Here is a 17,727-nt window from a genome sequence, read left to right on the forward strand (position 1 = left end):
GAGCTCGACTCGATTTCTCAAGTCGGCGTATAGCGTAAGACACCACGGTCAGTCCCCTCTCCCTCCGGGAGAGGGCTAGGGTGAGGGGCTTTTGCTCTTGGCTTTGCTTTAGCTGCTAACAGGCAATATCGGGCTACCCAACCGCTCCAGCAACGTCGCCTGCGCACTGCGCGGGTTCTGGTTGCCGGTGGGCGTGTTGCGAATGTAGCGGCCGTCCGACTGCAGGCTCCAGCTGTGGGTGTTGTCGGTCAGGTACAGCTCCAGCTCTTTCTTGACTCGGGTCAACAGCTTCTTGCCTTCTACCGGGAAGCAGGTCTCGACGCGCTTATCGAGGTTGCGCTCCATCCAGTCGGCGCTGGAGAGGAACATCTGCTCGTCGCCGCCGTTGAGGAAGTAGAACACCCGCGTGTGCTCGAGGAAGCGGCCAATGATCGAGCGCACATGAATGTTGTGCGAGACCCCGGCGATGCCCGGACGCAGGCAGCACATGCCGCGCACCACCAGATCGATGCGCACGCCCGACTGGCTGGCCTTGTACAGCGCGCGGATGATCTTCGGATCGGTCAGCGAGTTGAACTTGGCGATGATGTGCGCCGGTTTGCCCTCGAGGGCGAACTGGGTTTCGCGGGCAATCATGTCGAGCATGCCCTTCTTCAGGGTGAACGGCGCATGCAGCAGCTTTTTCATGCGCAGCGTCTTGCCCATGCCGATCAACTGGCTGAACAGTTTGCCGACGTCCTCGCACAAGGCGTCGTCGGAGGTCAGCAGGCTGTAGTCGGTGTAGAGTTTGGCGTTGCCGGCGTGATAGTTGCCGGTACCGAGGTGGGCGTAACGGACGATTTCGCCAGCCTCGCGGCGCAGGATCAGCATCATCTTGGCGTGGGTCTTGAAGCCGACCACACCGTAGATCACCACCGCACCCGCCGCTTGCAGACGGCTGGCCAGTTGCAGGTTGGACTCTTCATCGAAGCGCGCGCGCAGCTCGATGACTGCGGTGACCTCCTTGCCGTTACGCGCGGCGTCCACCAGCGCATCGACGATCTCGGAGTTGGCCCCGGAGCGGTACAGCGTTTGCCGCACGGCCAGCACATGCGGGTCTTTCGCCGCCTGACGCAGCAGGTCGACCACCGGCGTGAACGACTCGAACGGGTGCAGCAAGAGGATGTCCTGCTTGCTGACCACGCTGAAAATGTTTTCGCTGTTTTGCAGCAGTTTCGGGATCTGCGGGGTGAACGGCGTGTATTGCAGCTCCGGATGGCTGTCCAGACCGGTGATACTGAACAAACGCGTCAGGTTGACCGGGCCGTTGACCTGATACAGCTCGGTCTCGCTCAGGTTGAACTGCTTGAGCAGGTAGTCCGAGAGGTGTTTCGGGCAAGTGTCGGCGACTTCCAGACGCACCGCGTCACCGTAGCGCCGCGAGAACAGCTCGCCACGCAGGGCGCGGGCCAGGTCTTCGACGTCTTCGGAATCGAGCGCCAGGTCGGCGTTTCGGGTCAGACGGAACTGGTAGCAGCCTTTGACCTTCATGCCCTGGAACAGGTCATCGGCGTGGGCATGGATCATCGACGACAGGAACACATAGTTGTCGCCGGCGCCGCCGACTTCTTCCGGCACCTTGATGATCCGTGGCAGCAGACGCGGCGCCGGGATGATCGCCAGACCAGAGTCGCGACCGAAGGCGTCGATGCCTTCGAGCTCGACGATGAAGTTCAGGCTCTTGTTCACCAGCAGCGGGAACGGGTGCGTCGGGTCGAGGCCGATCGGGGTGATGATCGGGGCGATTTCGTCGCGGAAATAGCGGCGGACCCAGGTTTTGAGCTTGGTCGTCCAGTTGCGCCGACGGATGAAGCGCACCTGATGCTTTTCCAGCTCCGGCAGGAGAATGTCGTTGAGGATCGCGTACTGGCGGTCGACATGACCGTGAACCAGTTCGCTGATCCGCGCCAGCGCCTGATGCGGCTGCAAGCCATCAGCGCCGGCCTGTTCGCGGGCGAAAGTGATCTGCTTTTTCAGCCCGGCGACGCGGATCTCGAAGAATTCGTCGAGGTTGCTGGAGAAGATCAGCAGGAACTTCAGCCGCTCCAGCAACGGGTAGGACTCGTCCAGCGCCTGTTCCAGCACGCGGATGTTGAACTGCAATTGCGAGAGCTCGCGGTGGATGTACAGGCTGCTGTCATCCAGACCGGGAATGGCGATCGCCGGCACCGCCGCGGCGGTTTCGGCAACCGGCGCGGGTGGCGCAGGCTCCAGTTCCGGCGGGGTTTCGGTGACTTGCTCGACCACCGGCTGAGCTTCTTTTACGGCAACTTCAGTGAGTCCTTCGGTATTCATGGAATGTTCCTGGGAGGGCTATTTCTGCTCTCGTAACAATTGAGCGGCACGAACGGCAAAGTAAGTCAGGATGCCATCTGCACCGGCACGTTTAAAGGCGGTCAGTGACTCGAGGATCACCGCTTCGCTCAACCAGCCATTCTGGATAGCGGCCATGTGCATGGCATATTCGCCACTGACCTGATAGACGAAGGTCGGCACCTTGAAGGCATCTTTGACCCGAAAAAGAATGTCCAGGTAGGGCATGCCCGGTTTGACCATGACCATGTCCGCGCCTTCAGACAAGTCGGCACCGACTTCGTGCAGGGCTTCGTCGCTGTTGGCCGGGTCCATCTGATACGAGGCCTTGTTCGCCTTGCCGAGGTTCGACGCCGACCCCACTGCATCGCGGAACGGGCCGTAGTAGGCGCTGGCGTACTTGGCCGAGTAGGCCATGATGCGCACGTTGACGTGACCGGCAATTTCCAGCGCTTCACGAATCGCCTGGATGCGGCCGTCCATCATGTCCGATGGCGCCACCACCTGCGCGCCCGCTTCGGCGTGGGACAGCGCCTGACGCACCAGCGCATCAACGGTGATGTCGTTCTGCACGTAGCCGTGTTCGTCGAGAATGCCGTCCTGACCGTGGGTGGTGAACGGGTCCAGCGCCACGTCAGTGATCACGCCCAGTTCAGGGAAGCGCTCACGCAACGCGCGAGTGGCGCGCTGGGCGATACCTTCGGGATTCCAGGCTTCGGCGGCATCGAGGGATTTCAGTTCGGGCGGGGTGACCGGGAACAGCGCCAGCGCCGGAATGCCCAGCTCGACCCACGTGGCGGCTTCTTCAAGCAACAGATCAATCGTCAGTCGCTCGACGCCTGGCATCGAGGCCACGGCTTCGCGGCGGTTTTCACCGTCGAGGACGAATACCGGCAGGATCAGGTCATCGACCGTCAGCACGTTTTCACGCACCAGCCGCCGGGAAAAATCATCACGACGGTTGCGGCGCAGGCGGGTGGCAGGGAACAGACGATTGGCGGGGGTAAAGCTCACGGCAGACTCCTGAGCCCGGGCAAACGGGCGAGCGTGACAGTTATAGACGGCCATTATGACCAACAGATGACAGTTGTGTGTGCCCTGTGACAGGTAGCCGCAATCCATTGTCAGTGCGGTAAATGTTCACGTCGAGACACATTTGGACACTTTCATGAATGTGTCCGAAGGGTTAGGCTGCGCGTTCACTTCGCCAGCACCCAGACAATGCTCCAACAATTTCTGCACGACTTTGGCTACTTTGCCTTGTTTCTCGGCACGTTCTTCGAAGGCGAAACCATCCTGGTGCTCGCAGGCTTCCTCGCGTTCCGTGGATACATGGACATCAACCTGGTGGTGGTCGTGGCGTTCTTCGGCAGTTATGCCGGCGATCAGCTGTGGTACTTCCTGGGACGCAAGCACGGGCGCAAATTGCTCGCGCGCAAACCGCGCTGGCAGATGATGGGCGACCGCGCGCTGGAGCACATCCGCAAGCATCCGGACATCTGGGTTTTGAGCTTCCGTTTCGTCTACGGCCTGCGTACGGTGATGCCGGTGGCGATCGGGCTGTCCGGTTATCCGCCGGGACGCTACCTGCTGCTCAACGGCATCGGCGCGGCGATCTGGGCGACGGCGCTGGCGGCGGCTGCCTACCACTTCGGCGCGGTCCTGGAAGGCATGCTCGGCAGCATCAAGAAATATGAGCTGTGGGTGCTCGGCGCCTTGCTGATCCTCGGGCTGGGCCTGTGGCTGCGGCGCCGCTTCAAGAACGCGCAACTGGCGAAGAAGATCTATCAGGACGAACAGATCGCCAAAGCCAACGAAGCCGAGCAGTTGCGCCAGGCCGAAACGACCTCCCCTGCCGGGCCGAAAACGCCAGCCGAATAAGCCATTCGCTGGCGGCTGCCCAACGCAGCCAAGGCAAATAATGAACACCCCGCCGCCGTTGCGATCCATTGAGAGAGCGCTCTGCCCCCGCGTGCGTCGCCCATGCCCCTATGGCAACGCGCGACAATTTAAGGGACATTGAGCGCCATGAATCTGGAGAGAAGCCCATGAGCAAAAAAGTTGCAGTGATCCTGTCCGGCAGTGGCGTGTACGACGGCGCCGAAATCCAGGAAAGTGTCATCACCCTGTTGCGCCTGGACCAGCGCGGCGCGCAGGTGCAGTGCTTTGCGCCGAACATTGCGCAATTGCATGTGATCAATCACCTGACCGGCGAAGAAATGCCGGAATCGCGCAACGTACTGGTGGAATCGGCGCGGATTGCCCGTGGCAACGTCAAGGATATCCGCGACGCGGACGTCGAAGACTTCGATGCGCTGATCGTGCCTGGCGGTTTCGGCGCGGCGAAGAACCTGTCGAACTTCGCCATCGAAGGCGCCGGTTGCACCGTGCAACCTGAAGTGCTGGCCCTGGCCGAGGCGTTTGCCGAAGCGGGCAAACCGGTCGGGCTGATCTGCATCTCCCCGGCTCTGGCCGCGAAAATCTACGGTCCCGGCGTGACCTGCACCATCGGCAACGATGCCGACACCGCTGCGGCCATGAACAAGATGGGCGCCACCCACGAAGAGTGCGCAGTGACGGAAATCGTCGAAGACAAGGCGCGCAAACTGGTCACCACCCCGGCGTACATGCTGGCGCAGACCATCAGTGAAGCGGCTTCGGGCATCAACAAACTGGTCGACCGCGTGCTCGAACTGACCCACGAAAACGACGCCTGAAATCAAAAGATCGCAGCCTTCGGCAGCTCCTACAGATTCCGTGTCGCGCCGTGATATTGCGACATGCACCGCTCCTTGTAGGAGCTGCCGCAGGCTGCGATCTTTTCAAGGCTTGCGGGTGAGTCGGGTCAGAATCCGGTCCAAAGCATTGGCAAACGCCTGCTTCTCGCGCTCGCCAAACGGCGCCGGGCCGCCGCTCATCTGGCCCTGTTCGCGTAAATCGGTAAACAGATTCCGCACCGCCAGGCGTTCGCCCATGTTTTGCGCATCGAACTCCTTGCCGCGCGGATCCAGCGCCGCCACGCCCTTCTTCACCAGCCGATCGGCCAATGGAATATCGCTGCAAATCACCAGCTCACCCGGCACCGCGTGCTCGACCAGATAATCATCCGCCGCGTCCGGCCCGCTCGGCACTACGATCAGTTTGACGATGGCCAAACCCGGTTTGATCTGCGGCTGCCCGGCCACCAGGACCACTTCGAACTGGCGCTTGAGCGCGAACTTCACCACCAGATCCTTCGCTGCCCGCGGACAGGCGTCGGCATCGATCCATACACGCATGTTCTTGCCTCCAAAAAAATTCGCGAGCAGGCTCGCTCCCACAGGATACAGACCGAACCTGTGGGAGCGAGCCTGCTCGCGAATATGAGCGCAGCGAATGCTTTCAGGCAGCCGAAACCCGGCGCTTCTCAGCCACCCAGCTACGCCCATACAACAGCACAATCGCCACGATCGCTACCGCCTGCGCAATCAGCGAATAGGCATCGGCATGGATCCCCAGCCAGTCGAATTCAAAGAATGCGACCGGCCGTGTGCCGAAGATTCCGGCTTCCTGCAAGGCCTTCACGCCATGCCCGGCGAAGACCACCGACAACGCGCACAGCAGCGCGGCGTTGATGCTGAAGAACAAGGTCAGCGGCAGTTTCGCCGAGCCGCGCAGAATCACCCACGCCAGGCCGACCAGCAGCACCAGCGCCGTCGCGCCGCCGGCCAGCACAGCGTTGTGCCCGGCAGGACCGGCCTGCAGCCACAGGGTTTCGTAGAACAGGATCACTTCGAACAATTCGCGATACACCGAGAAGAACGCCAGGATCGCGAAGCCGAAACGTCCCCCGCCGCCAACCAGACTGCTCTTGATGTAATCCTGCCAGGCCGCCGCATGACGGCGGTCATGCATCCATACGCCGAGCCACAGCACCATGACGCTGGCAAACAGCGCAGTGGCGCCTTCCAACAACTCACGTTGCGAACCGCTGACGTCGATGACATACGCCGCCAGCGCCCAGGTACCCAAGCCCGCCAGCAATGCCAGCCCCCAACCAACGTTGACGCTGCGAACGGCCGATTGCTGGCCGGTGTTGCGCAGGAAGGCGAGGATTGCCGCAAGCACCAGGATCGCTTCCAGACCTTCGCGCAGCAGAATCAGCAGACCGGAGATGTAGCTCAGCGACCAGCTCAGACCATCGCTGCCCAGCAGGCCGGCGGATTCCTTCAGCTTGGCCTTGGCCGCGTCCAGACGTTGCTCGGCCTGCTCGACCGGCAAACCGTCCTGCAATGACTGCCGATACGCCATCAGCGATTTTTCGGTGTCCTTGCGCACGTTGGCATCGACGTTATCCAGCGAGCTTTCGACCAGCTCGAAGCCTTCCAGATACGCCGCTACTGACAGGTCATAGGCCTGATCATGCTCACCGGCGCGGTAGGCGGCGAGGCTCTTGTCCAGCGTGGCGGCGGTGTAATCGAGCAACTGCGCCGGGCCGCGCTTGACCTGCGGCGGTTGCGCGCGCTGGGCACGGAACGTCGCCGCCACTTCTGCGCCTTCCGCCGCCTGCACTTCGGCCGGCGTCTGGCGGGCCAGATCGGCGATGTTGTAGACCTTGTCGGACTTGGCCGCTGCCGCATCGGCACTGAAGCCGGCGATGTAGGTGGCCAGATCCCAGCGCTGGCGATCATCGAGCTGATCGGCAAATGCCGGCATATCGGTGCCCTCGACGCCTTGGCCGAGGGTGCTGTAGATGGCGTACAGGCTCAGGTGATCCATGCGCGCAGCGTCGCGCAGGTTGGCTGGCGCGGGGGTCAGACCGACGCCGGCCGGGCCGTCACCAGCGCCTGTATCGCCGTGGCACACCGAACAGTTCTGCGCATACAACGGCGCGCCGCGTGTCGGGTCCGGGGTAATGATCGGCGCTTGGCTGACTTCATACGCCACCGCCAGCTTCGCCCCCAGCTGCCGGGCCTGACGCGCGACATCGGCGCCGTCCTGCTTGGCACTGATGGCGGCATGCAACGACTCGACGCCCTGCTCCAGCGCGGCTTTTTCCGGTTTCGCTGGCAATGCGGTGATCAAGCCTTGCAGGACCTGGGTGAATTCCAGCTGTTCGCGGTATTCGCCGTCGTCAATGACTTTGCCTGCCGCGACCGTCGGCGGGTAATCGGCACTGATGTAATCGAGCAGGTGCAACGCTTGCGGCGCGCCTTCCACGGTATCGGCCAGCAGCGGCAGGCTGCTCAGGGACAATAACGGGAACAGCAGCCAGGCCAGCAATCGGGACGAGGCAGTCATGAACGAATCTCAAATGGAAATGCGAAGTTACATATTGTTCACTTCGAAGACATTTCTCTCAAGCTTTGTCGGCGTTTCGCTTTGATTGGCAGGAAATACCCGGCAGACGGCAGCAGCGTTTGTCGCCCAGTATTGCCGCGCTGCCCGCTGCCGATTGAGCCTCGACACGCTCGTTGAAGATCACAGCCATTTGCCATCATCCACTTTATACTGCCCGCCCCAGAGCATTTGCGCGCAAGGAATCAACCTCAATGCGGAGTCTTCCGTTCGTTTTGCTGCTTTGCGTCGCTGTTCAGTTGAGCGGTTGTGCCGCTTATCGCAACTACGACCTTGAAATGCAGCAGACCACCGAGCAAATGACCCGGGGCAATCTGACCGGGGCTCTGGCCCTGGTGGAAATGCACAACCCGTGGGAAGACAAGGATCTGCTGTATTACCTGGAAAAAGGCGCGATCCTCAGCGCTGGCAATGCCCTGCCCGACAGCCAGGACGCCTTGCGCAGTGCCGACCGGATGATCTTCCAGCGCGAGGAGGCCAACCCGTCCGGCGCGATGAAATTACTCGCGCGCTTCGGTGATGAAATGGGCACGATGCTGGTCAACGACAAGCTACGGCGCTACGAAGGCTACGATTACGAAAAGGTCATGCTGACCACACAGATGGCCTTGAACCAGCTGTCCGTCAATGACTTCGCCGGCGCCCGCGCAGACATCAAGAAAACCCACGAACGCGAAGCATTGATCGCCCGCCAGCGGGAGAAGCAATACGAAGCGGCCGAGGAACAGGCCAAAGCCCAGGGCCAGACCCTGCATTACAAGGATCTGGAGGGCTACCCGGTCGCCCTGCTCGAGGCGCCGCAGGTCGTGGAATTGAAAAACGGCTACCAGAGTGCGTTCAGCCACTATCTGGCCGGTTTCACTTACGAAGCCCTCGGCGAGCGCGCCCTCGCCGCGGCAGGTTATCGCCAGGCGATCGAATTGCGGCCGGACATGCCCTTGCTGCAAAAGGCCCTGCGCAACCTCGACAAACCGCCAGCGAAAGCCGATGAAAGCGATGTGTTGCTGATTATCCAGAGTGGCCTGGCCCCGGCTCGCAGCTCGGTGCAGGTGCCGATCCCGGTTCGTCTGAACGAAACGCTGGTCATCATTGCGCCCATTTCATTCCCGGTGATGGTGCCGGACGCGGTCACGCCTAACTTCAGCCATATCACCCTGGACGGCCGCAAACAGCCGTTGTTGGTGATCAACAGCGTGACCGACATGGCCATGCGCACACTGCGCGACGACATGCCGGAAATCATCTCGCGGGCGATGTTCCGCGCCAACATGGCCGCCATCGGTCAGGCGCAGGAAAACGAGCGCAACCCGGCGAAAGCATCGTTGATCGTCACTCAGCATGACCCGTTCGAAGAAGCCGACACCCGCACATGGCGAGCGCTACCGGACAAGACGCTGGTCGCCCGCCTGCGCCTGAAAAAAGGCCTGCACACCTTCCGTTTTGCCACTGCACCCATCGACCATCCTTTTGAATTGCGCGTCGACCAGGATCGCCAGATTCTGCACCTGCGGGTATTTCGGGATCAGGTCTATACCGTCGGATCCGGGTTCGTACCGAATAAACCCGCTTCATCGGACAAGTGATGGCACAGCATCTGCAAATGCAACCAAAAAGCTATTACATAGCCATCACTCGCCGTTTATAATGCCGCGCCCTCGCCCAGCGAGCCGGCTATGAAGCTCCTCACGCATGAGGAATTGGCAGGAGGCCAACGCCGCCGTCGATAGGTCACACCAGCCCGACCAGCACCCGCGGCTGCAAGTTTTTCGTCACTCAGGGAAGAAGTACCCATGGCATTCCGCGCTCCCATGCTGCTCGCGCTCAGCGCCGTCACGCTGTTGTCCGGCTGTGCAGCGTTTCGCAATTACGATTCCGAGCTGGCCCAGACCAACCAGCAACTGGCTTCCGGCAACGTCGACGCTGCTCTGACCCTGCTGGAAAAGAACAACACCGGCACCGATAAAGACCTGCTCTATTACTTCGAGAAAGGCGAGCTGTTGCGCGCCAAGGGCGATCTTTCAGGCAGCCAGAACGCCTGGGGCAGCGCCGATCAGGTGGTCGGTCAGTGGGAAGACGCGGTCAAGCTCGACTCGGCCAAGTACCTGGCACAGTTCGGCAGCTTCATCGTCAACGACAAGGTGCGTCGCTACGAAGGCTATGACTACGAGAAAGTCATGCTGACCACGCAGATGGCCCTGAACCTATTGGCGGTCAACGATTTCGATGGCGCCCGCACTGCGATCAAAAAGACCCACGAACGCGAAGCGGTGATCGCTGATCTGCGCGACAAGGAATACCTCAAGAGCGAAGAACAGGCCGAGAAAGAAGGCATCAAGACCCAGTACAAGGATCTGCAGGGTTATCCGGTTGCCAGCCTCGACGCCCCGGAAGTGGTCGGTCTGAAAAACAGCTACCAGAGTGCGTTCAGCCATTACCTGGCCGGTTTCGTCTACGAAGCTCTGGGCGAGAAAGACCTGGCCGCGCCGGGTTATCGCAAAGCTGCCGAACTGCGCCCGAATACGCCGCTGCTCGAACAGGCGCTGGTCAATCTCGACAAGCCGTCCAAGTCCGACGACAGCGACATTCTGATCGTGGTGCAGAGCGGTCTGGCTCCGGCCCGCGATTCGATTCGCGTACCGCTGCCGCTGCCGATTTCCAACAACGTGGTGATCACCCCGTTGTCGTTCCCGATCATCAAACCGGACACCTCCACCGCGCCGTTCGCGCAGATCGGCGTCGACGGCAAGCAGGTCGACCTGACTTCGCTGAACAGCACCACCGCCATGTCCCGCCGCGCCCTGCGCGATGACATGCCGGGGATCATCGTGCGCACCACCGTACGCGCAATCACCAAAGGCGTGGCGCAGAAACAGATCAACGAAACCAACCCGCTGGCCGGCCTCGCCGTAGGCATTTCTTCAGCGGTGCTCGAAGGTGCCGATACCCGTACATGGCGCACCCTGCCGGACAACACCCAAGTGGTGCGTCTGCGCCTGAAAAAGGGTGAGCATCAGGTTACCCTGCCGAGCGCCGTCGGCGGCTCGGTGGTCAAGGTCGCCGTCGATCAGCGTTACCAAGTGGTCAGCCTGCGTGCCGTGGGCAACCAGGTGTTCGCTGGCGGCATCGCTGCTCACGTTATGCCGAGCGCTGCCGCGACCAACGTCGCCAGCCTCAAACAACCTTAAGAACGGAGTCTTTGCAATGCCCTTGAAGATCATCGCCGTCGCCGCCCTCGCCTTGCTGGCCGGCTGCGCCACCCCGCCACCGCCAGAGCCGGGCAGCGCCGCAAGCAAGGTCGTGGCCATGGGCCCGCAGAAACACATCGTCGTCGGCGCCATGCGTGTGGCCCGCGAAAACGGCTTCATGACCGTCAATGTGCAGTTGAGCAACACCCTCAACAGCAACAAGATCTTCTACTACCGCTTCGCCTGGCTTGGCGCAGAAGGCTTCCCGGTTGCCGAAGAAGAGGTCTGGAAAAGCCAGATGATGTACGGCGCCCAGACCAGCTTTATTCAGGCCATCGCGCCGACCCCGAAAGCCGTGGATTTCCGTCTGGAAATCAAGACGCCTTAAGCCCGCCACCTTTTTTTGATTGAGAGAGCTTTCTCATGTTTGCACGCTTTTCCTGCATCGCCGTCATCGCCCTGCTCGCCTCCGGTTGCGCCAACACCTCGCCGACCCTGGGCAGCAAGAACATCAGCTACGGCGACACCAAAGCGGTTGAAACCGTGACCAACGAATTCGGATCGACCGACCTGCAAATGATCGCCGAGTCGATGACCCGCTCGCTGGCCCAGTCCGGCATCCTGCAAGGCCGTCCGGTGGTTCAGGTCTATGACGTGAAGAACAAGACCAGCGAGTACATCGACACCCGCGAAATCACCACCAGCATCAAGACCCAACTGATGAAAACCGGTGTCGCGCGCTTCGCCAGCGACAACAATGCGATGCAGAGCCAGGTTGACCAGCTCAAGCTGCAAAACCAGAGCGGTCTGTACAAGAAAAGCACCGTAGCCAAGACCGGCAACATGATCGCCGCCAAGTACCGCATCGAAGGTTCGATCAGCTCGATCGTCAAGCGCAGCAGCGATTACAAGGACGTCTTCTACAAATTCAGCCTGCAGTTGATCGACGTCGAAAGCGGTCTGGCCGAGTGGATGGACGAAAAAGAGATCCGCAAAACCACGGAGCGTTAATCAATGCGCACATGGATTGGCATGATGGCCCTGGCTTGCGCATTCAGCGCGCAGGCGGCCCCGAAAGTGGCGGTGACGGATCTGGCGTATCAGGAGCGCGTGGAGCAATACATCCACATCGTTTCGGCGCAGAGCAATCACCGCGAGAATTACTACAGCGCCAGCGGATCTTCGAGCTATAACGAAATCGAAGCGACCACCAGCTACATCGAACAGGGCGAGCTGCGCAAATTCACCGGCGACATCAAAGGTGAAATCCTGCGTACCGGCATGTTCCAGCTGGTGCAGGGCACGCCCTACACCGCCTCGTCCAAGGGTGACGTCTACGATGTGATCAAGCGCATCAAGGCCGGCAACTTCAAGGGCGCCGACTACGTGCTGTTCGGCACCGTGTCGGACATCGACTTCACCCAGGACATCAACGAGCTGGCGCACACTGACAGCTACTCGGCGGTGCTGGGCCTGACGTTGGTGGCGGACTTCAGCCTGATCAACACCAGGACCTACGAGATCACCTCGGCCTTCACGGCGATGGGCGAAGCGCAGGACACCAAACTGGTTAACCATCGCGACATCAAGATCTCGCTGAACCGTCCGCGGGTGGTGCGTGACGTGTCCAAAGCTTTGGGCGAGGACGTGGCCGGGCAATTGAGCATGCAGCTGGGTGGTGATGGCCATGAGCAACAGCGTGAAGCGCCGCAGCGCAATAATCTGCCGCGTGATACCGCGCCGGTGATCCTGCGCTGACTGCCCGAGAGAAACAAAAAAGGCGACCCGCGAGGTCGCCTTTTTTCTGCCTGAACGGTTTACACCGGCGCTTTGCGCAACGTCGCCATAAACGCCGCCGCGCCAATGAACAACCCGGCAAAGGTGCGGTTCATGCGCTTCTGTTGCTTGGGCGTGCGCAACAGACGCAGTACCTTCGACGCCAGCCCGGTGTAGCCGGCCATGACGATCAGATCGACGAACACCATGGTCACGCCGATCACCACATACTGAATCAGCAGCGGCGCGTGAGGGTTGATGAACTGCGGCAACACCGCAAGCATGAAGATCAATGCCTTGGGGTTGCTGATGTTCACCAGAAAACCGCGGAACACCAGCGCCAGCGGTTTACCGATCGGCCGTACCGCGGCGTCATCGCTCATGTCCATGGGCAGCGCCCGCCACTGCTTGATCGCCAGATAAACCAGATAGGCGACGCCAAACCATTTGATCGCATGGAACGCCGTGGCCGAAGCGGTGAGCACGGCGCCAACACCCGCGCCGACAATCGCAATCTGCACCGCCAGACCGATCTGCAGGCCCAGTGCGTTCCAGTAGCCGCGCCAGAATCCGTATTGCAGACCGCTGGACATCGACGCGATGGCGCCCGCGCCCGGCGACAGACTGATCACCCAGCAGGCGGCAAAGAATGCCAGCCATGTTTGAAGCTCCATCGCATACCTCGACTCTGAATCGTGACAGACGCTCAAGCTAATGCGCTTTGGGCTTAAAAGCAAAAGATCGCAGCCTTCGGCAGCTCCTACGGGATCGCATTCCAAATGTAGGAGCTGCCGAAGGCTGCGATCTTTGGATCTTGCCTGAAATCTATTTCTCGAACCCGCTCGACGGCAACACATCGGTCCCGCGCCAACGCCGCACCGAGCGCTGGAAGAACAGGCTGTTGGGCACCTGCACCATGGCGCTGCCGGTGCCCAACTCTTCGGCTTCGACCAGCGTGGTGTAGAGCAGATTGATCGCGATCACACGGCCTTTGACGCCAGGCTTGTCGGTGGTGTCCACCAGCTCGACTACGTCGCCGAGGCGGAACGGCCCGACGGTGAATATCAGGATCGCGCAGAGCAGGTTCGACAGCACGCTCCACATGGCGAAGAACGCCACCGCCGCCACCGCGACAAATCCCGACAGCGCCGTCCACAGCACCGTGGCGGAGACGCCGAGGCGCTCGAGCACGAAGAGCAGCGCGCTGCCCATGATCAGCCAGCGCAACACGCCGCGCAGCGGCATCAGCAACTGCGGCGGAAACGGATAGCGCTCACCCAGGCGAGTCAGGCCTTTGGCAACGAAACGCTGGGTCAGGTAACCGGCCAGCAGGATCAACAGAATCTGCGCGGTGAACCAGAGCGGTTCGACCCAAACGGCGGCGAAGGGCAGCTTGAAGGCTTCCATCAGGACAACGCCTCCAGCTCCGCCTGCATGCTTTCCAGGGTTTCCAGGGCTTCCATCCAGGCTTCTTCCAGCTCGGCTTCACGAACCTTCAGTTTCGCCTGTTCGGCCAGCAGATCACGCAATTCATTCTTGCGTGCCGGCTCGTAGATATCGCTGTCACCGAGGCTGGCATCGACCCTGGCGAGTTTCTCGTGAAGCTTGCCCAGTTCGGCTTCGAGCTTGTCGGCCTCGCGCTTGTGTGGCGCCAGTTGCTGACGCAACGCTGCCGCTGCCTGACGCTGAGCTTTCTTGTCAGTCTTGTCCGGATTGACCGGCGTGTTGCTGACCGGTGCATTGCGCTGCCGGTATTCCACCAGCCAGCGCGCGTAGTCTTCCAGATCGCCGTCGAACTCTTCGACCTTGCCGTCGGCGACCAGATAGAAGTTATCGGTGGTGCTCTTGAGCAAGTGCCGATCGTGAGACACCACCAGCACCGCGCCGCTGAATTCCTGCAGGGCCATGGTCAGCGCCAGGCGCATTTCCAGGTCGAGGTGGTTGGTCGGCTCGTCGAGCAGCAACAGGTTCGGCCGCTCCCAGGCGATCAACGCGAGAGCCAGACGGGCCTTCTCGCCACCGGAGAAATTCAACACCGGCTCATCGATGCGCGCGCCACGGAAGTCGAAACCGCCGAGGAAGTCACGCAGGGTCTGCTCGCGCTCGCCCGGCGCCAGGCGCTGCAAGTGCAGCAACGGGCTGGCCTTGGAATCCAGCGAGTCGAGCTGATGCTGGGCGAAGTAACCGACCACGGTGTTTTCACCACGGGTCAAGCGCCCGGCCAGCGGTTCGAGCTCGCCGGCGAGGTTCTTGATCAGCGTCGATTTACCCGCGCCATTCGGCCCGAGCAGGCCGATCCGCGCACCCGGGGTCAGTTGCAGCTTGACCTTCTCGAGGATGGTCTTGTCGCCATAACCCAGGCGCGCATCGGACAGGTCGATCAGCGGACTGGAGATCTTGGTCGACTCGCGGAAGACGAAGTCGAACGGCGAATCGACGTGTGCCGCCGACAATTCTTCCATGCGCTCCAGCGCCTTGATCCGGCTCTGCGCCTGACGGGCCTTGGTCGCCTGGGCCTTGAAGCGGGCGATGTAGCTTTCCATGTGCGCACGCTGCGCCTGCTGCTTCTCGTAGGCCTGTTGCTGCTGGGCCAGACGCTCGGCACGGGCGCGTTCGAACGCGGTGTAGCCGCCACGGTAGAGCGTCAGCTTGCGCTGATCGACATGGGCGACGTGATCGACCACTTCATCGAGGAAATCGCGGTCGTGGGAAATCAGCAGCAAGGTGCCCGGATAACTCTTCAGCCACTCTTCGAGCCAGATGATCGCATCGAGGTCCAAGTGGTTGGTCGGTTCGTCGAGCAGCAGCAGATCCGACGGACACATCAGCGCCTGCGCCAGATTCAGACGCATCCGCCAGCCACCGGAGAAATCTCCTACCTGACGATCCATCTGTTCATTGGTGAAACCGAGTCCGGCGAGCAGCTTGCGCGCCCGCGCATCGGCGGTGTAACCGTCGGCGCTGTCGAGTTCGGCGTGCAGGCGCGCCAGTGCGGTGCCGTCGTGGGCCTCCTCGGCGGCGGCAAGCTCGCGCTGCACCTCGCGCAGACGCAGGTCGCCATCGAGCACATAATCGACCGCCAGGCGCTCGAGGGTATCGACCTCCTGGCGCATGTGCGCGATGCGCCAGTCGGCCGGCAGCAGGCAGTCGCCCGAATCCGGGTGCAACTCGCCGCGCAGCAAGGCGAACAGGCTGGATTTGCCGGCACCGTTGGCGCCGATGAGGCCGGCTTTGTGGCCGGCGTGCAGGGTCAGCTCGGCGTCTTCTAGCAGACGTTGCGGGCCACGCTGTAAAGTCAGGTTCTGAAGTCGGATCATAATGGCGGCGGAGTCTACCAGCTTCGCTCACAACTGGCGCGAGTAGCACGATGTCCTCTGACCTGTGGAGCTTTGCCCTTGATGTCTACGCCCGACCGGGCGTGGAAGATGCGTGCCTGCAATTGCAAACGGCGGGCGCCAATGTCTGCCTGTTGCTCTGCGGTTTATGGCTGGAGCAGCGTGCGGTGACCTGTGATGAACCGCGCGTGCGCTTGCTCAGGGCGTTGACCGCGCCGTGGGATATCGAAGTGGTACAACCGCTGCGAACCCTGCGCATGCAATGGAAAGCGCGGGCCGTCGATGATGCGGTGGTGGCAGGTATGCGCGAGCAGATCAAATCACTCGAGCTTGAAGCTGAGCGTACCTTGCTGTCACGGCTGGAAGGTGTGGCGCAGGAGTGGACGCGCAACGATGCAGGTGCGGTGACCTGGCTTGAGGGCTTGGCCGGCAATGCGGCCAGCCTGAACCGCGACGCGCTGCAAGTGCTGCGCGTCGCGGCAACCGGCACTTAGGAAGCGCTGGTCGGGGTGTTGCTGACGCTCGACGAAGCGGCTGGCGCTGGCGCAGTCGAAGGGGTCGAGTGAATAGCGGAGGACGGTGCCGACGCGGTTGGAGCGGCCGGGGTCGTCGCCGTGGCAGGCTTGGCGGCTGGCGCGGTAGCCGGTTTGGTCGCGGCTGGCTTGGCAGCGGCTGGCTTCTTCACCGCCGGTTTTGCGGCTGGCTTGGCGGCAGGTTTTGCAGCTGCGGTCGCAGGCTTGGCAGCAGCGGGTTTCGCAGCAGGCTTGGCGGCCGGATTCGCGGCGGTTTTTGCCGCAGGTTTTGCCGACGATGTTGCGGCTGGTTTGGCAGCCGGTTTTACCGCCACTTTCGCAGCAGGTTTGGCGGCGGCCGGTTTAGCTGCAGCCTTGGTCGCAGGCTTCGCAGCGGCGGTCTTGGCAGCTGGTTTTGCTGCTGGTTTTGCTGCTGGTTTTGCCGCTGCTTTGGCAGCAGGTTTGGCGGCTGCGGTTTTAGCCGGTGCAGCTTTGCTCGCGGCCGGTCTTGCAGCAGTTCTGGCAGTGGCGGCTTTCGCTGCTGGCTTGGTTGCAGCAGATTTGGCTGCCGTGGTTTTAGCCGCCGGTTTGGCCGCGCTCGCTGCAGCCGGTTTCTTCGCTGCAGTTTTCGCCAACGGTTTGGCAGCTGCTTTTACCGGCGCCTTGGCCGCTGGTTTGGCGGCGGTTTTCGCAGCAGCAGGTTTGGCCGCAGCAGTCTTCGCCGGGGCTTTGCTTACAGCCGGTTTGGCGGCGACTTTCTTCGCTGGCGCCGCTGCCGGTTTGGCCGAGCGCGACGACAGAACCTTGCCCACTGCTTCCTGAACGCGGCCAACACCCTGGGCCAGTTTCAGGCTTTCCTGAGCATCGCGCTTGAGTTGCAGAATGTAGCTGCGGGTTTCGGACTGACGATCTTTCAAAGCGTCGAGCAGGTCTTCGAGTTCTTTCACCGAAGACTTGGCTTTGTTCTGCGCCTTGGCTTTGCCGGCGGTGGCGGCGTCTTGCAGTTTGGTGCGCGATTTGTGCAGTTTTTCCTGCGCTTTGCCACGCTGTTTTTCCAGCTTGGCGAGCAGTTTTTCAGCATCAGCCAAGGCTTGCGAGCAAGCGTTTTCCAAATGCTCGAGCAGGCTGCCCGACAACTGTTGGAGTAAGTGCAACGGAGTATTTACAGGCTTCTTGGTGGCCGACATGGTTTACCTCCTGGCTGACGTGAGTGCGGCTCATACTAGACCT

At 61.4% G+C, this 17,727-nt stretch carries 17 protein-coding genes; 8 read left to right on the plus strand and 9 right to left on the minus strand.

Features of this window, described 5'->3' with window-relative positions; all coding sequences use genetic code 11:
• Window positions 1-108: 108 nt before the first annotated feature.
• Together ppk1 and hemB are read right to left on the minus strand one after the other, a co-directional pair.
• Window positions 109-2,334, minus strand: a complete 2,226-nt coding sequence (ppk1, locus tag GXB78_RS13440) for a polyphosphate kinase 1 (RefSeq protein WP_312999760.1) — start codon at window positions 2,332-2,334, stop codon at window positions 109-111.
• 18 nt (window positions 2,335-2,352) lie between these two features.
• The gene (gene hemB / locus GXB78_RS13445) at window positions 2,353-3,366 is read right to left on the minus strand and encodes a porphobilinogen synthase (RefSeq protein WP_329515720.1); all 1,014 of its coding nucleotides are present in this window, start codon (window positions 3,364-3,366) and stop codon (window positions 2,353-2,355) included.
• Between the two features lie 207 nt (window positions 3,367-3,573).
• On the opposite strand from hemB, the gene GXB78_RS13450 reads away from it, so the two are divergent.
• Window positions 3,574-4,233 carry a DedA family protein gene (locus GXB78_RS13450; RefSeq protein WP_329515721.1) on the plus strand — a complete coding sequence of 220 codons (660 nt, stop codon included), beginning with the start codon at window positions 3,574-3,576 and terminating at the stop codon, window positions 4,231-4,233.
• Window positions 4,234-4,400: 167 nt separating this feature from the next.
• Window positions 4,401-5,069: an isoprenoid biosynthesis glyoxalase ElbB gene (elbB, locus tag GXB78_RS13455; protein ID WP_016772616.1), complete on the plus strand. Its 669-nt coding sequence runs from the start codon at window positions 4,401-4,403 to the stop codon at window positions 5,067-5,069.
• 105 nt (window positions 5,070-5,174) lie between these two features.
• Here the strand turns inward: elbB and GXB78_RS13460 are convergent, their stop codons facing one another.
• The 3 genes from GXB78_RS13460 to GXB78_RS13470 all read right to left on the minus strand — a co-directional run bounded on the left by GXB78_RS13460 (window position 5,175) and on the right by GXB78_RS13470 (window position 7,822).
• Window positions 5,175-5,630: a YaiI/YqxD family protein gene (locus GXB78_RS13460; RefSeq protein ID WP_042607095.1), complete on the minus strand. Its 456-nt coding sequence runs from the start codon at window positions 5,628-5,630 to the stop codon at window positions 5,175-5,177.
• A gap of 103 nt (window positions 5,631-5,733) precedes the next feature.
• Window positions 5,734-7,632, minus strand: a complete 1,899-nt coding sequence (locus GXB78_RS13465; protein WP_329515722.1) for an FTR1 family protein — start codon at window positions 7,630-7,632, stop codon at window positions 5,734-5,736.
• A 58-nt stretch (window positions 7,633-7,690) separates the two neighbouring features.
• Window positions 7,691-7,822, minus strand: coding sequence for a hypothetical protein (locus tag GXB78_RS13470; protein WP_329515723.1), 132 nt, complete (start codon window positions 7,820-7,822; stop codon window positions 7,691-7,693).
• A 61-nt stretch (window positions 7,823-7,883) separates the two neighbouring features.
• Here GXB78_RS13470 and GXB78_RS13475 point away from each other — a divergent pair, with 61 nt between their 5' ends.
• The 5 genes from GXB78_RS13475 (at window position 7,884) to GXB78_RS13495 (ending at window position 12,632) form a co-directional block, all read left to right on the plus strand.
• Window positions 7,884-9,272 carry a COG3014 family protein gene (locus GXB78_RS13475; protein ID WP_329515724.1) on the plus strand — a complete coding sequence of 463 codons (1,389 nt, stop codon included), beginning with the start codon at window positions 7,884-7,886 and terminating at the stop codon, window positions 9,270-9,272.
• Window positions 9,273-9,479: 207 nt separating this feature from the next.
• A complete protein-coding gene (locus GXB78_RS13480; protein ID WP_329515725.1) occupies window positions 9,480-10,874 on the plus strand; it encodes a COG3014 family protein in 1,395 nt (464 codons plus the stop codon).
• A gap of 16 nt (window positions 10,875-10,890) precedes the next feature.
• Window positions 10,891-11,262, plus strand: coding sequence for a YcfL family protein (locus GXB78_RS13485; RefSeq protein WP_329515726.1), 372 nt, complete (start codon window positions 10,891-10,893; stop codon window positions 11,260-11,262).
• 35 nt (window positions 11,263-11,297) lie between these two features.
• Entirely contained in the window at window positions 11,298-11,885 is a 588-nt protein-coding gene (lpoB, locus tag GXB78_RS13490) for a penicillin-binding protein activator LpoB (protein ID WP_039757415.1), read from the plus strand.
• A gap of 3 nt (window positions 11,886-11,888) precedes the next feature.
• Window positions 11,889-12,632 (plus strand): penicillin-binding protein activator LpoB, encoded by a 744-nt coding sequence (locus GXB78_RS13495; protein WP_329515727.1) that lies wholly within the window; start codon window positions 11,889-11,891, stop codon window positions 12,630-12,632.
• A gap of 59 nt (window positions 12,633-12,691) precedes the next feature.
• Here the strand turns inward: GXB78_RS13495 and GXB78_RS13500 are convergent, their stop codons facing one another.
• The 3 genes from GXB78_RS13500 to GXB78_RS13510 form a co-directional block, all read right to left on the minus strand.
• Window positions 12,692-13,324 (minus strand): LysE family transporter, encoded by a 633-nt coding sequence (locus GXB78_RS13500; RefSeq protein ID WP_329515728.1) that lies wholly within the window; start codon window positions 13,322-13,324, stop codon window positions 12,692-12,694.
• A 151-nt stretch (window positions 13,325-13,475) separates the two neighbouring features.
• Window positions 13,476-14,057, minus strand: coding sequence for a mechanosensitive ion channel family protein (locus GXB78_RS13505; protein ID WP_101161538.1), 582 nt, complete (start codon window positions 14,055-14,057; stop codon window positions 13,476-13,478).
• Window positions 14,057-15,967 carry an ATP-binding cassette domain-containing protein gene (locus tag GXB78_RS13510; RefSeq protein WP_329515729.1) on the minus strand — a complete coding sequence of 637 codons (1,911 nt, stop codon included), beginning with the start codon at window positions 15,965-15,967 and terminating at the stop codon, window positions 14,057-14,059. The genes GXB78_RS13505 and GXB78_RS13510 overlap by 1 nt, the downstream gene beginning before the upstream one ends.
• A gap of 50 nt (window positions 15,968-16,017) precedes the next feature.
• Between GXB78_RS13510 and GXB78_RS13515 the strand changes: the two genes are divergently transcribed.
• Entirely contained in the window at window positions 16,018-16,479 is a 462-nt protein-coding gene (locus GXB78_RS13515; RefSeq protein WP_329515730.1) for a TIGR02444 family protein, read from the plus strand.
• Here the strand turns inward: GXB78_RS13515 and GXB78_RS13520 are convergent.
• On the minus strand, window positions 16,476-17,684 hold the full coding sequence (locus GXB78_RS13520) for an AlgP family protein (protein WP_329515731.1): 1,209 nt from the start codon (window positions 17,682-17,684) through the stop codon (window positions 16,476-16,478). The genes GXB78_RS13515 and GXB78_RS13520 overlap by 4 nt on opposite strands.
• Window positions 17,685-17,727 lie beyond the last annotated feature (43 nt).

The organism is Pseudomonas moraviensis subsp. stanleyae (assembly GCF_036283065.1).
In the GTDB taxonomy this organism is placed as follows: Bacteria; Pseudomonadota; Gammaproteobacteria; order Pseudomonadales; family Pseudomonadaceae; genus Aquipseudomonas; species Aquipseudomonas stanleyae.